This is a genomic window from Ruegeria sp. BH6, from assembly GCF_056538105.1.
Window position 1 is genome coordinate 119,191 of record NZ_JBQFSR010000007.1, and the last position, 13,860, is coordinate 133,050.

General features: G+C 59.7%; 16 protein-coding genes. 4 read left to right on the plus strand and 12 right to left on the minus strand.

The window, feature by feature from the left end; translation table 11 throughout:
• Positions 1–156: 156 nt before the first annotated feature.
• The 6 genes from infB to pip all read right to left on the minus strand — a co-directional run bounded on the left by infB (position 157) and on the right by pip (position 7,444).
• The gene (gene infB, locus ACR0B8_RS15070) at positions 157–2,631 is read right to left on the minus strand and encodes a translation initiation factor IF-2 (protein WP_170351916.1); all 2,475 of its coding nucleotides are present in this window, start codon (positions 2,629–2,631) and stop codon (positions 157–159) included.
• A gap of 8 nt (positions 2,632–2,639) precedes the next feature.
• Entirely contained in the window at positions 2,640–3,263 is a 624-nt protein-coding gene (locus tag ACR0B8_RS15075) for an RNA-binding protein (protein ID WP_170351915.1), read from the minus strand.
• Between the two features lie 22 nt (positions 3,264–3,285).
• A complete protein-coding gene (gene nusA / locus ACR0B8_RS15080; RefSeq protein ID WP_170351914.1) occupies positions 3,286–4,899 on the minus strand; it encodes a transcription termination factor NusA in 1,614 nt (537 codons plus the stop codon).
• Positions 4,899–5,489: a ribosome maturation factor RimP gene (gene rimP, locus ACR0B8_RS15085; RefSeq protein ID WP_170361901.1), complete on the minus strand. Its 591-nt coding sequence runs from the start codon at positions 5,487–5,489 to the stop codon at positions 4,899–4,901. The genes nusA and rimP overlap by 1 nt, the downstream gene beginning before the upstream one ends.
• A gap of 159 nt (positions 5,490–5,648) precedes the next feature.
• Entirely contained in the window at positions 5,649–6,470 is an 822-nt protein-coding gene (locus ACR0B8_RS15090) for an ABC transporter substrate-binding protein (protein ID WP_226689709.1), read from the minus strand.
• Positions 6,467–7,444, minus strand: coding sequence for a prolyl aminopeptidase (gene pip, locus ACR0B8_RS15095; protein ID WP_170361899.1), 978 nt, complete (start codon positions 7,442–7,444; stop codon positions 6,467–6,469). The genes ACR0B8_RS15090 and pip overlap by 4 nt, the downstream gene beginning before the upstream one ends.
• Positions 7,445–7,492: 48 nt before the next feature.
• On the opposite strand from pip, the gene ubiG reads away from it, so the two are divergent.
• Together ubiG and ACR0B8_RS15105 are read left to right on the plus strand one after the other, a co-directional pair.
• Positions 7,493–8,239: a bifunctional 2-polyprenyl-6-hydroxyphenol methylase/3-demethylubiquinol 3-O-methyltransferase UbiG gene (gene ubiG / locus ACR0B8_RS15100; RefSeq protein ID WP_170361898.1), complete on the plus strand. Its 747-nt coding sequence runs from the start codon at positions 7,493–7,495 to the stop codon at positions 8,237–8,239.
• Between the two features lie 9 nt (positions 8,240–8,248).
• Positions 8,249–8,554 carry a YciI family protein gene (locus ACR0B8_RS15105; RefSeq protein WP_170361897.1) on the plus strand — a complete coding sequence of 102 codons (306 nt, stop codon included), beginning with the start codon at positions 8,249–8,251 and terminating at the stop codon, positions 8,552–8,554.
• A gap of 1 nt (position 8,555) precedes the next feature.
• Here the strand turns inward: ACR0B8_RS15105 and ACR0B8_RS15110 are convergent, their stop codons facing one another.
• Genes ACR0B8_RS15110 through ACR0B8_RS15125 form a run of 4 tightly spaced genes read right to left on the minus strand, consistent with a single transcriptional unit; the run spans position 8,556 to position 10,900 of the window.
• Positions 8,556–8,996, minus strand: coding sequence for a MarR family winged helix-turn-helix transcriptional regulator (locus ACR0B8_RS15110; protein ID WP_170351908.1), 441 nt, complete (start codon positions 8,994–8,996; stop codon positions 8,556–8,558).
• A gap of 14 nt (positions 8,997–9,010) precedes the next feature.
• Positions 9,011–9,841 carry a carbon-nitrogen hydrolase family protein gene (locus ACR0B8_RS15115; RefSeq protein WP_480658889.1) on the minus strand — a complete coding sequence of 277 codons (831 nt, stop codon included), beginning with the start codon at positions 9,839–9,841 and terminating at the stop codon, positions 9,011–9,013.
• The gene (gene grxC, locus ACR0B8_RS15120; RefSeq protein WP_170351906.1) at positions 9,841–10,098 is read right to left on the minus strand and encodes a glutaredoxin 3; all 258 of its coding nucleotides are present in this window, start codon (positions 10,096–10,098) and stop codon (positions 9,841–9,843) included. Before grxC ends, ACR0B8_RS15115 begins: the two co-directional genes overlap by 1 nt.
• A gap of 37 nt (positions 10,099–10,135) precedes the next feature.
• A complete protein-coding gene (locus ACR0B8_RS15125; RefSeq protein ID WP_226689707.1) occupies positions 10,136–10,900 on the minus strand; it encodes a ComF family protein in 765 nt (254 codons plus the stop codon).
• Between ACR0B8_RS15125 and ACR0B8_RS15130 the strand changes: the two genes are divergently transcribed.
• Both ACR0B8_RS15130 and hemH read left to right on the plus strand, forming a co-directional pair.
• Positions 10,881–11,711 carry a methyltransferase domain-containing protein gene (locus tag ACR0B8_RS15130; RefSeq protein WP_226689706.1) on the plus strand — a complete coding sequence of 277 codons (831 nt, stop codon included), beginning with the start codon at positions 10,881–10,883 and terminating at the stop codon, positions 11,709–11,711. The genes ACR0B8_RS15125 and ACR0B8_RS15130 overlap by 20 nt on opposite strands.
• Before the next feature lie 57 nt (positions 11,712–11,768).
• On the plus strand, positions 11,769–12,818 hold the full coding sequence (gene hemH, locus ACR0B8_RS15135) for a ferrochelatase (protein WP_170552354.1): 1,050 nt from the start codon (positions 11,769–11,771) through the stop codon (positions 12,816–12,818).
• Between the two features lie 76 nt (positions 12,819–12,894).
• On the opposite strand, the gene ACR0B8_RS15140 is transcribed toward hemH, so the two are convergent.
• Together ACR0B8_RS15140 and ACR0B8_RS15145 are read right to left on the minus strand one after the other, a co-directional pair.
• Positions 12,895–13,077, minus strand: coding sequence for a hypothetical protein (locus ACR0B8_RS15140; protein ID WP_010442520.1), 183 nt, complete (start codon positions 13,075–13,077; stop codon positions 12,895–12,897).
• A 139-nt stretch (positions 13,078–13,216) separates the two neighbouring features.
• The gene (locus ACR0B8_RS15145; protein ID WP_170351903.1) at positions 13,217–13,816 is read right to left on the minus strand and encodes a L,D-transpeptidase; all 600 of its coding nucleotides are present in this window, start codon (positions 13,814–13,816) and stop codon (positions 13,217–13,219) included.
• Between the last annotated feature and the right edge of the window lie 44 nt (positions 13,817–13,860).

The following is a 13,860-nucleotide window of genomic DNA, read 5'->3' on the forward strand; positions in this document are numbered from 1 at the left end:
TTATGTTGGATCCACCGTGTGGCAATGTCGGAGTTGCTTATGCGCGGTCGGGATTAGAGTCAGAAAATTTCGTTCAAGACAGTTAAGGTTCGTGGTATTTCACAAAAAACAGCGGCCCAATTGAGCCGCTGTTTTCATTTCCCATACAAAGCAGGATCAATCCAGCGTACGCGTAACCTCTTCGCGCTCGAAGATTTCGATCACGTCACCTGCGCGGATATCGTCGTAGTTTTCGAACGCCATACCGCATTCCTGACCCGACTGAACCTCGGACACTTCGTCCTTAAAGCGTTTCAGCGTCTTCAGCGTGCCTTCGTGGATCACCACGTTGTCGCGCAGCAGGCGGACGCCTGCGGAACGACGCGCCACACCTTCGGTGACCAGACAGCCAGCAACCTTGCCGACGCCGGTAACCTTGAAGACTTCGCGGATCTCGGCGTAACCGATGAACTTTTCGCGGATCTCGGCGCTCAGCAGGCCCGAAGCGGCGGCTTTCACGTCGTCGACCAAATCGTAGATCACCGAGTAATAACGGATTTCCACACCCTTCTGGTTCGCAGTGTTCCGCGCCGAAGCATTGGCACGCACGTTGAACCCAAAGATCGGGGCACCCGACGCTTCGGCCAGGCCGACATCGGTTTCGGTAATCGCACCAACGCCCGAGTGCAGAACGCGCACGCGCACTTCTTCGTTGCCGATCTTTTCCATCGCCTGAACGATGGCCTCGGCCGAACCTTGTACGTCCGCTTTCATCAGAATCGGCAGCTCGGTGACGTTTTCGTCTTCCTTGGCCTTCTGCATCAGCTGCTCAAGGGTGGTCGCGGCACCAGCGGCGGCGCGTTTGTCCTTGGCGGCCTGTTCACGATAAGCGGCAATCTCACGGGCTTGTGCTTCGGTCTCGGTCACGTTCAGAACGTCACCGGCCTCGGGCGTGCCGTTCAGACCCAGAACCTCGACCGGGACCGAGGGGCCAGCTTCTTTGACGCGGTCGCCCTTGTCGTTGATCAGCGCGCGGACCTTACCGTATTGCTCACCCACAACGAAGATATCGCCCTGGCGCAGCGTGCCGTTCTGAACCAGAACGGTGGCCACGGGGCCACGGCCCACATCCAGCTGCGCCTCGATCACAGCACCTTGGGCGGCGCGGTCGGGGTTGGCTTTCAGCTCCAGAATCTCGGCCTGCAGCGCGATGGCTTCCAGCAATTCATCAAGGCCCTGACCGGTGATGGCGGACACTTCGACGTCCTGAACCTCACCCGACATTTTCTCAACGATCACTTCGTGTTGCAACAGATCGGTGCGCACTTTGTCCGGGTTTGCATCCGGCTTGTCGACCTTGTTGATCGCCACGATCATCGGCACTTCGGCCGCTTTGGCGTGATTGATCGCTTCGATCGTCTGCGGCATCACCGCGTCGTCGGCAGCCACAACCAGCACCACGATATCCGTGACCTGAGCCCCGCGCGAACGCATCGAGGTAAAGGCCGCGTGGCCCGGCGTATCCAGGAAGGTCAGCGTAGTGCCGCCATCGGTTTTCACCTGATAGGCACCGATATGCTGGGTGATGCCTCCAGCCTCACCGGCAACAACGCGCGCATCTCGAATCGCATCCAGCAACGAGGTCTTACCGTGGTCGACGTGACCCATGATGGTGATGACCGGCGGACGCGGCTGCAGATCTTCTTCGCTGTCTTCGACCTCTTTGATGACGTCTTCGACATCCGAATCGGAAACACGCGTGACCTTGTGACCAAACTCTTCGATGATCAGCTCGGCGGTATCGGCGTCGATGGTTTGGTTCTGCGTGACCATCATGCCCATGTTCATCAGCGATTTGACCACATCAGCCACACGCTCGGCCATACGGTTGGCCAGTTCGGACACTGTGATCGCCTCGGGCAGTTGCACGTCGCGGATTACCTTTTCCCGCTCGACCGGGCCGCCCATGGCTTTCTGACGCGCTCGCTCCTGCTTGCGCTTCATCGACGCCATCGAGCGCTGACGGCTACCTTCGCCACCGGTGGCCTGACCCAGTGTCAGCTTGCCGGAACGACGATTGTCATCACGGCCCTTGCCGCGACCGCGCTGTTCGCGTTCACGGTCCTGCTTGCGCGGGGTGGCGGCCGGGGCTGGTTTGCTGGCCGGTGCGCGCGCCGCTTTGGGTTCTTCAACAGCTGGGGCAGCAGTGGCACGTTTGGCGGATTCTGCCGCCTCTTTGCGCTTGCGCTCTTCCTCTTCGGCCTTGGCGCGGGCGCGCTCTTCGGCTTCGCGCTGTTCGCGCTCTTTTGCTTCTTGCTCGGCACGACGACGGGCGCGTTCTTCCTCGCGCGCCTTTTCGGCGGCTTCACGCGCTGCGGCCTCTTCGACTTCGCGGGCCTTGGCGGCCTGCAGTGCCTTCATCCGGCGCGCCATTTCCGCGTCAGAGATACCTGCAGGGCGACGCGACGGATCACCCGACGGCGTTGCTCCGCCACCCGGTTTGCCGGCGCCCGGCTTGGGAACCACCACGCGCTTGCGTTTGGTTTCCACCACGACATTCTTGGTGCGTCCGTGGCTGAAACTCTGTTTCACATTTCCGGGGCGTGCCCCACCACGAAGACCCAATGTCTTTTTGCCGTCATTCTCGCTCATAAAGCTTTTTACCCTTCCGCGCGGCCCCTGCCGCCGTCATCCGTTTCGCGCAAGCCACGCAGGCGCTGCGCTTCCTCTACAACACGTTTGGCGAGTCCACCAGAGGCCATGGCCGCATGAATCACGGTTTGGCGCCCAAATGCCTGTCCTAACTCGTCTGCGGTCAGCCAACCGATGTATTTTCCAAAGTGCGGCGTGCTGAGTTTCGACTTGCCGCGCCCCGATCCATCGCTGGCCTGAATCAGCACTTGTGCCTCTTCCCGGTCCAGCCATGTCTTGACCTTTTCGTACCCAGCGACCGCGTCACCGGACTTGCGCGCCAGGCTCAACAGCTCGATCACCCGGCGCGAAACCTGTTTTTCGACCTCATCGGTCAAATCCTGTGGCACGCTGACTTGCGCTTTGAACCCGCGGGCGAACAGCTTCTTGCCAACGGCCTTGTCCAGTGCAGCGCGATCCGCCGCCACATAGACTCCGCGACCCGGCAATTTCGCCGCGACATCCGGATAGACCTGCCCGTCCGGCCCCGTCACAAAGCGTATCAACCCATATTTAGGTTGAATGTCGCCCGTGGCGATGCACTTGCGTTCAGGTCCTTCGGACCGATCCTTATGGACGCCACCGCGACCCATGCGCGCACCCCGAGGCCTGAGATCAGGCCTCGGCCTCCTCGTCTACTGCTTCGCCATCTTCTTCGGCTTGTTCCAGCTCGGCGGGATCGACCCAGCCCAGCATGATACGTGCGGTCATGACCAGATCCTGTGCTTCTTCCAGCGTAACGCCGAAAGGCTCAAGCACACCGTCATCCTTGATTCGCTCACCATCAACCGTGGTCCAGCCGCCGGCCAGTTCCCAATCGGCGCAGGTGGCAAAATCCTCAAGCGTTTTTACGTCGTCCTTTGCCAGCGCTTCCACCATCTGGGGTGTCAGGCCTTCGAATTCAATAAGGCTGTCCTCGGCACCCAAGGCACGGGCTGCGTCCAGCGCTGCCTTGGCCTGGGCTTCCAGGAATTCGCGTGCGCGGGTTTGCAGTTCCTGCGCAGTGCCTTCGTCGACGCCGTCAATGACCAGCAGCTCTTCCAGCTCGACATAGGCGACCTCTTCGAGGTTGGTAAAGCCTTCGGACACCAGCAGCTGTGCAAAGAATTCGTCCAGATCCAGGCTTTCCATGAACAGCTGGGTACGGGCTTCGAACTCTTTCTGACGACGCGCCGATTCTTCGGCCTCGGTCATGATGTCGATATCCAGATTTGTCAGCTGGCTGGCCAGACGCACGTTCTGACCGCGGCGACCGATTGCGAGGCTCAGCTGTTCCTCAGGCACAACAACTTCGATCTTGCCGGCTTCTTCGTCCAGAACCACCTTGGAAACCTCGGCGGGCTGCAGCGCGTTCACCAGGAAGGTCGGCTGGTCTTCGTTCCACGGGATGATGTCGATCTTTTCGCCTTGCAGCTCGTTCACAACGGCCTGCACGCGGCTGCCGCGCATACCAACGCAGGCACCGACGGGATCGATGGACCCATCGTACGAAATCACGGCAATCTTGGCGCGGGAGCCGGGGTCACGGGCCACGGCCTTGACCTCGATGATGCCGTCATAGATTTCCGGCACTTCCATCTTGAACAGCTCGGCCATGAATTCCGGCGCAGTGCGCGACAGGAAGATCTGGTGGCCACGAACCTCGCGGCGCACTTCCTTGATATAGGCACGCACGCGGTCATTCGGGCGATAGCTTTCGCGGCCGATCTTGTCATTGCGGCGCAGAACGGCTTCGGCACCGCCCAGATCGACGATGACATTGCCAAACTCTTCGCGCTTAACCGCACCGTTGATGATGGTACCCGCACGATCCTTGAATTCTTCGTACTGACGGTCGCGCTCAGCTTCGCGAACCTTTTGCAGGATGACCTGCTTGGCGGACTGAGCAGCAATCCGGCCCATTTCAACCGGGGGAACCTCTTCGACGAAGACGTCGCCGACCTCGGGCGCTTCCATGTACTGCTTGGCTTGCTCGACGGTCATCTCGGCCTGGTAGTTCTCAAGCTCTTCATCCTCGACCACGGTTCGGACGCGGGTAAAGGTTGCCTTGCCGGTCTTGCGGTCGATGCTGACACGGATATCCATCTCGGCGCCGTAACGGCTCTTGGCGGCACGGGCGAGCGATTCTTCCATCGCTTCGACAACCAGACCGGGGTCGATCATCTTTTCGCGGGCCACGGCCTCGGCGGTCTGCAGCAGCTCCAGCTGGTTGGCTGAGGTGATTGCCATCAGTTCGTCTCCTCTTCGGACCCTTCGGTCTCAATCTCGTCGAAAGCGTTTTCGTTCAGGGCACCGGCGTCCTTGCGCTGGCGCAGCATTTCCTTGATCAGATCATCGGTCAGGACCAGCTTGGCGTCACTCAGCCAGTCGAATTGCAGACCGATGGTGATCGTCTCTCCCCCCTCGGGGATGTTGATCAGAACCTCATCCCCTTCGATCCCAGCCAGCTCACCCTTGAACCGGCGGCGGCCATCGATCAGCTCGGCGGTCTCGATCTTGGCCTCATACCCCTCGAACATCTCAAAATCCTTGAGACGGGTCAGAGGACGATCAATGCCCGGGCTTGAAACCTCAAGCGTATAGGCGTCAAGAATCGGATCTTCGACATCCAGCGTGGCGCTAACCGCGTTCGAGATTTCGGCGCAATCATCCACTTCGATGCCGCCATCAGGCTTGTCGGCCATGATTTGCATCGTGGTGGTCTTGCCACTCATCAGGCGGATGCGGACCAGCTCATACCCCAGATCTTCGATCACGGGGGTGATGATCTCGGCCAGCCGCCGATCAATCGCCGCTTTGGCTATCAGGTCGTTTGTCATCAGGTGCTCTACCCTGTCATACGGGCACAAAAAAACGGGCGCGCGGCCCGTCGAAATTTCCGGTGGAGCCCCGGACCGAAGTCCGACACGCCGCTGTTGCAACTGCATATACGCAGGGTTTCCCGAATCTGCAACCCCCGGTGCAAGACGTGATCGGATTTACGCCATCCACCACCGTTCGGCGATGCGGCCATCGTCCAGTGCGCGGCCCGCCCCGATCTGGCGCGGCATGCCCACATGTGGGGCCACGGCCAGTGCCATATCCGATTCGCTTGGGTGAAAACGCAGCCCGCGCTGGCCTTTCAACTCGCCGCCTGAGGGCAGCGCCGCCACGTCGACGAACCCGTCGCGCAACGCCTCGGCCCGGACACGGGCGTCGGGGATGACAATGATTTCGAACGTCTCGGCCCACCCGGCCTTGCCGTCCTTATGGTGCCCGACCACCTTGCGGCCCAGGAAATGACGATCATCCTCGGCGCGTTCCACGCGGTAGCATCCGGTGCCATTGGCCGCGTGCAAAGGCGTCACGCCTTGTCCGTCGCGGGTGATGACAAAGCGGCTATCGGCCAGAAGGAACGGCAGGCCCGGATTTGCCTCAGCCAGTTCAAGCTGCACCTGATTGGGCGATACGGCTTCGACCCGCCCAACATTGCCCAGAACTGCCATCACATCCGCAACGTCCAGCGGCACGCCATCGTGAAAGGTAACACCCTTGCGCAGATCGAACTGCCAGACCCGCGCATCCGCGTCCGTGTGCCAACCCGTCGCAAGCTCACCGCGCAAGGTGCCATCTGGGGCAATTTCGGTCAGCGTATCAAACACCGCCCCACGGGCCACCTGTTCCAAGCTGTCATCGCGTGGCACAGCCAGCCGCAGCGCACCTCCGGCCTTAGGCGTATCCGCCAGCGACGCCCCCGTGGCCGCCAGCAAAGCTGCGGCAGCACCCGAGGCAAACAGAGCACGACGGTCAATCCGGGTCATACCACCCCCTCGGCCACGCGATCCATGATCCGGACCAGCTCGGCGCTGATACCGGGTTCAGACAGGGCGTGGCCTGCGTTGCGGACCATCTTCAGTTCGGCATTGGGCCAGCGTTCGGCCAGATTCCACGCGGCCTGTGGTGGGCAGATCATGTCATAGCGACCCTGCACGATATGGCCGGGGATATGAGCGATCTTGTCCATCTGGTCCAGAATCTGACCGTCCTTCTCAAGGAAGGCGCTATTGATGAAATAGTGATTCTCAAGCCGCGCAAAGGCCCGCGCGTATTCGCCAGGGCTTTCCCCCGTCCCGCCTTGGGCATGAATTGAAGCCAGCGCGTTCTCCCACGCGGACCAGGCCCGCCCATACAGGATTTCCGTGGCCCGATCCCCCGAAAACAGGCGTTTGTTATAAGCAGCGATCGTGTCGGTCAGCTCAGCCTCGGTCAGCAGAGCGGTGAATTTCGCCCATTGCTCGGGCCAGAACTTGCCTGCGCCGCCGCCATAGAACCAATCAAGCTCGGCCTGTGTGGCCAGGAACACGCCGCGCAGCACCAGACGGCTCACACGATCCGGATGCGCCTGCGCATAGATCAGCGCCAGAGTCGCGCCCCAGCTGCCGCCAAACACAGCCCAATCCTCGATATCCAGCAGGGTGCGCAACCGTTCGATATCGGCCACCAGATGCCATGTCGTATTGTCGGTCACCGACGCATGGGGCCGCGATCGGCCACAGCCGCGCTGATCGAATAGAATCACCCTATAGACGCTGGGATCGAAATAACGGCGCATCGCCGGGCTGCAGCCGCCGCCCGGCCCGCCATGCAGCACCACAACCGGTATCCCCTTTGGATTGCCGCATTGTTCCATATAAATGCGATGCCCTTCGCCCATATCCACCATGCGCTGATCGAACGGGTCGATCGGCGGGTACAGATATTGCACTGCGCGCTTTTGGTCCGGGTACTTGTCCATTATGGCCCTATATAGTCCTTAAACGTAAAAGAGCATACGGAGACAGGAATGCAAGCGCATCCGAACACTGTGGATCCATCCGAGATCGCAAAATTCGAAGCGATGGCCGCAGAATGGTGGGATCCTCACGGGAAATTCAAACCGCTGCACATGATGAATCCGTGCCGTCTGGACTATATCACACAGCAGATCGCGGGCGAATTTGACCGGGATTTGACCGCGCCGAATCCGTTTCAGGGCCTGTGTTTGCTGGATATCGGCTGCGGCGGAGGGCTGCTGAGCGAACCGATGGCGCGCCTTGGGGCCGAGGTCGTGGGCGCCGACGCCGCCGAGGGCAACCTGCCCGTTGCGCGCATCCACGCGGAACAGTCCGGGCTGGACATCGACTATCGCCACACCACCGCCGAGGCGTTGGCCGAGGCGGGCGAGCAATTTGATGTGGTGCTGAACATGGAAGTGGTCGAGCACGTGGCCGATCCGCTGTCCTATCTGACCGCAACGCGGCAATTGCTGAAACCCGGCGGGTTGGAGATTTGTTCCACCATCAACCGCAACCCGAAATCGTATGCTATGGCGATCGTCGGGGCCGAGGTCGTCATGCGCTGGCTGCCGCGGGGTACGCATGAGTGGAACAAGTTCATCACCCCCGATGAGCTGTTCGACCTGCTGCGCCAAGCCGGCCTGGAGCCGGTGGACCGCAAGGGGTTCGTATTCAACCCGATTCTTTGGAGTTGGTCGATCTCGGACCGGGATCTGAGCGTCAATTACGTCACAGCCAGCATTCGCCCAGAGTAAGGACTTTTTATGTCAGTAATCCCCGAAGGTTGCAGCCTGTTCGTCGTAGACATCGAATACATTGTACCAATGAATCAGGTGGAACCCGTAATCGACTCGCATATGGATTTTGTACACGCGTCATATAAAGATGGCCGGTTCCTGATGTCCGGGCCAAAGGTTCCACGCAGTGGCGGTCTGATCGTGATGACCGCCGACAGCCGGGAGGAGGCTGAGAAGTATCTGGAACATGACCCGTTCGCACAAGAAAAGGTTGCCAAATTTCGCGTGACCGAGTTCCGGGCGTCCAACCTGCATCCCGCTTTGAAAGCCTGACTCACTCGTCTTCGAGTCGGATTCTCAAATCCCGCAGCACCGGCAGCGTGCTGCGGACACGCTCCAGCCCCAGCTCTCCGACCACGCGGTTGATCAGCGGCGCAATCGACGAAATTGCCTGATCGCGCGCACGACGACCGGCGGGGCTGATCGCGACCATCTTGCGGCGGGCGTCGTCCCAGTCGGGGCGGATGTGGATGTATCCGGCCCATTCCAGCTTGGCCAAGGTGTTGGTCATCGCCCCTCGGGTCACGTGGAACGTATTGGCCAGCTGCGCGGGGCTGCGCTCATCCCCGACAAACACCAGATGGTTCAGCACTGAGAAATGCGAAATTTCCATGCCCTTGGGCAGCACCCGGCTCAGCCGGTTGCGCAATAGTTGATCGGCGGTCAGGATCTCGCTGAACAGCGTGACCGCAAGGGCATTATGTTCGTCAGTCATGGTCCGGTTCTGGATCAGGGCCCGTCGAAAGGCCGCACGTGAGTCAACGAGGGCACCCGACGGCGCGCCTCTGACACAGAACTATCATCCAAATCGAAAAAGTGAATGCCTGGATCGTCCCCTGCGTCGACAACGACCTCTCCCCACGGGGCTACAACCATGCTGTGACCGTAGGTTTGACGCGTTCTGCCGCGGGTTTTCGGATGCTCTCCGGTCTGTGCCGGGGCCAGCACCCAACAGCCGGTTTCAATCGCCCGCGCGCGCAGCAGTGATTCCCAATGGGCTGCGCCGGTGACCGGCGAAAACGCCGCTGGAATGGTCAGAATTTGCGCCCCCGCCTGCGCCAAAGCGGCATAGAGATGTGGGAAACGGATGTCATAACAGATGCTCAAACCAACCGTGCCGAAATCGGTTTTGGCCAGCACCGCCTTATCGCCAGGGCGATAGTTTTTGGATTCGCAGAAGGTCTCAGATTCCGAGACCTGCACGTCAAACATGTGAATCTTGTCATACCGCGCCACGATCTGCCCTTGCGGGTCGATCAAAAAGGAACGGTTGGCAAAACGCCCATCGGCATCGTGGGTTTTGATGGCCAAAGACCCGATCAGCAGCCAGACGCCCAGCGCGGCGGCCTGATCTCGCAAGCCCGCCAGCGTTTGGTCGTCTTCTTCATGCTGCAGAACGTCGCGCTGTCGGGTTGTGCTGGTGGACACACAGTTCGTCACCTCGGGCGTCAGAATGAACCGCGCGCCCTGACCTGCGGCCTCGGCCACTATGGCGCGCACCATTTCCAGATTTTCGGCCGGGTTATCCGACGAAGTGATTTGCAGCAGCGCGGATTTCATCAGGCCGCCAAAAGACGGTCCAGCTTGCCCTGACGGTCCAGTTCGTACAGGTCATCGCAGCCGCCCACATGCTGCGTCCCGACGAAAATCTGCGGCACGGTGCGTTTACCGCCTGCGCGTTTGATCATCTCTGGCTTGCGCTTGGGGTGCATCAGCACGTCGATCTCTTTGAATTCGACGCCTTTCTGTTTCAGCAGTCGTTTGGCCGCATGGCAAAAACCGCACAGCGGCGAGGTGTAGATTTCAACCGGTTTCATATTCCGTCCCTTTGGGTTTCGCGTGATCTTCCGCGAATTAGGCATCCTTGGCAACGCGTGCCAGTACCAACACGAAAATATGATTTGCACCCGCTGCATGGCAGGCACGCGCACAGGCTGTCAGAGTCGCACCAGAGGTCATGACATCATCGACCAGCAAGATATCCCGTCCTTTAATGCGCGACCCCTGCCTGGGATGCGCCGAGATCGCACCGGCCAGGGTTTCCGCCCGCTGAGCAGCGGTTTTCCCGTCCAGAACTGGCGTTCGTGCCCGTCGGTGCAACAGGTCCGGGCACACTTCAATTCCCGTTTCCCGCCCCAGATGCTGGGCTAGCAATGCCGACTGGTTGTACCGTCGCTTGATCAAACGGGACCAGTGCAGGGGCACAGGCGCGATCAGCATGTTGTCGCGAAATAGATCCCGCCCGGCTTGCGCCATCCACCGAGCTGCTGGCTTTGCCAGCTCAGGTCTGTCGCCGTGTTTCAAGGCCAGAATCAAGGCGCGCGCCTTGCCATCGTACATCAGCGCAGCCCGACCATCCTGCCAGGGGCGAGCCGTTTTCATGCAGTCATCACATTCGATTCGGTGACCATCCACCTCGCCCGGCAAGGGCACCCCGCAGCTTTCGCATACCACTCCGCCAATGAAAGGCGTGTCGCGCCAGCAAGCGCCGCACAGGCCGAAATCCGCTTCGGTCAATTCACCACATCCCAGACATCGCGGTGGATAGATCAACTCGACAGCGGTTTGAATCCGCTGCCATATGCGGTAGTTGCGCCCTATGAAACTGCCTGAGTCCAACGCACCCTCTCTGTTCGACCGCCCAGCCCTGATCCGACACCGTGCCCGCGCGCGGGACGAGGCGCTGTTTTTGCATCGCGCCGCGGTGGATGAGGTGCAGGATCGGCTCTCCATGGTTAATAAAACCTTTACGGCCCCGGCGATTGTGACGCCGTTTGCGCATATCTGGCAGGACGTTTTGCCGGAGGCACAGATCGTTTCGGATGACGAGGTTCTGGACCTAGCACCCAGAGCGCATGATCTGGTGATTCACGCCATGGCGCTGCATTGGGCCAATGATCCGGTGGGGCAGCTGATCCAATGTCACCGCGCCCTGCAGCCCGACGGCTTGCTGCTGGTGGTGTGTCTCGGCGGTGAAACCCTGCACGAGTTACGCGCCGCCCTTGGGCAGGCCGAGATTGAGGTCACAGGTGGCCTCAGCCCCCGTATCGCCCCGATGGCCGAGCTGCGCGATCTGGGCGGGTTACTACAACGCGCGGGGCTAGCGCTGCCGGTCGCCGATACCGCTCGTCTGACGGCGGAATACCGCGACTTGACCCATCTGATGCATGATCTGCGCGCGATGGGAGAGACCAACAGCCTGTCCGGACGCATGAAACACGCCACACAGCGGCAGGTTTTTGCCCGGGCGCAGCAGATTTACGCCGATCACTTCCCGACACCGCAGGGGCGTTTGTCCTCCACTTATGAATTGATTTGCCTGACCGGCTGGTCACCCGATGACAGCCAGCAAAAACCATTGCGTCCGGGATCAGCGCAGGCGCGCTTGGCCGAGGCGCTGGGAACGAAAGAAGGCAAACTGTCCAATTGACGACCGGAGATTTCCGGTTATCTCAGCCAGATACAGAGAACTCTCAGGAAGCTCGAAATGTTTGACGCCACTCGCCCCGATCATGCCCCTGCGGACCACCCCAAGGTCAAAATGGGCCGCGTCGGCATCCTGCTGGCCAATCTTGGCACACCGGACGACTATAGCTATTGGCCGATGCGCCGGTATCTGAACGAGTTTCTGTCGGATCAGCGCGTTATCGACTATCCCAAATGGAAATGGCAACCGATCCTGCAGGGAATCATCCTGACCAAACGCCCGTTTAGCTCGGGCGAAGCGTACAAATCGATCTGGAACCACGACAAGGGCGAAAGCCCGCTGATGACGATCACCAAGGACCAGACCGCTAAGCTGCGCAACGCAATGCAGGCGCGTTATGGCGATCAGGTGCTGGTCGATTTCTGCATGCGCTACGGCAACCCGTCGACCAAATCGAAAGTGCGCGAAATGGTGGCGGCGGGCTGCGACCGCATCCTGTTCTTCCCGCTTTATCCGCAATATGCGGGCGCGACGACGGCCACCGCCAATGATCAATTCTTCCGCGCGCTGATGGATGAAGCCTGGCAACCGGCCGCCCGCACCGTACCTGCCTATTTCGATGAACCCGCCTATATCGACGCTCTGGCCGGGTCGGTGGAACAGGCCTATGCAGCGATGGAGACCAAGCCGGATATATTGGTTTGCTCCTATCACGGGATGCCGGAACGGTATTTGCAGCAGGGCGATCCATACCACTGCCAATGCGCAAAAACCTCGCGCTTGCTCAAGGAACGGCTGGATTGGTCGGACGATCAGCTTGTTTCAACCTTCCAATCGCGATTCGGGCCTGAGGAATGGTTGAAGCCGTATACGGTCGACCACGTGGCCGAGCTGGCGCGGCAGGGCAAGAAAAACATTGCCGTGATCGCACCGGCGTTTTCCGCCGATTGCATCGAAACGCTGGAAGAGATCAACGAAGAAATCAAGGAAAGCTTCGAAGAGGCGGGCGGTGAAACCTTTACCTATATCCCCTGCCTCAACGATGATGATTCGCACATCGCGGCATTGGGCAAGGTGATCGAAGACAATCTGAAGGGTTGGCTGGACTAAGCAGCACCCATCAATCAGGCATGAAAAAAGGCGGTGGATCGCTCCACCGCCTTTTCTCTAGATGACGCTCGTCAAATTAGCTTGCTGCAACAGCTGCGGCAACTACGACCAGCAGGATCAGCGGCAGGATGATTCCCTGCGACGAACCTTGAGTTTCCTCTACAACAACCGGTGCTTCAACAACCGGCTCTTCCAGGTTACCGGCATAAGCGGTCGAAGCAGCAGCAGTCAGTGCAGCGGCGAGAACGAGTTTCTTCATATTAACCTCCAGAATTTGCACGGTTCCGAATAGTGAAACCGCACACCCAAGACTTACCTCGTGTTTTTTTCTAACCAGCTATCCGACTGGAATGCAATTGCAACTTGCGCCGCAAGCGGGTTCGTGCGCGAAAATGTCGTCAAATTAGCAACACTTGCGTGCCGACCTTCGCCATTGAAAACAATTCCGCGATATCCTCGTTGAACAATCCGATGCACCCATTCGACGAACGGCGGCCAATTTTGCGCGTATCATGCGTTCCGTGGATGCGATAATACTTCCAACTCAGATACAAAGCGTGCGTTCCCAATGGGTTATCAGGACCCGGCGGGATATAATCCGGCCATTCGGGGTTGCGCTTTTTCATCGAAGGCGTGGGTGACCAGCTCGGACCCTCGACTTTGCGGATCACACTTGTACGACCACGGCGCGTCAGCTCCTCGGTCAGAGGTACGGACGAGGGGTAAAGTTTATACACCCGCTGGTCGTCGGACCAGTAATGTAACGCGCGCGAGACGGTATCGACCAGAATGGCCCCGTTATTTGTGTTCGAGAAATAGGGTTGCCAATCCAACGCACGAAAGCCCGAGATATTTCGCCGCACATTGGGTTCCGCCTCGGGTGCGGGGCGCAGCGGGTCGCCGGGAATGTATTGCGCAATCGCAGGTGAGGCCAGCAGGGCTGAAGCCCCGGCCAGGAATCCGCGACGGGAAGCTACATGAATGTGTTTCTTGACCATGAGGGGCGGTCCTTTGCTAAGGCCAGTCTGAAAATCTGTCGTAT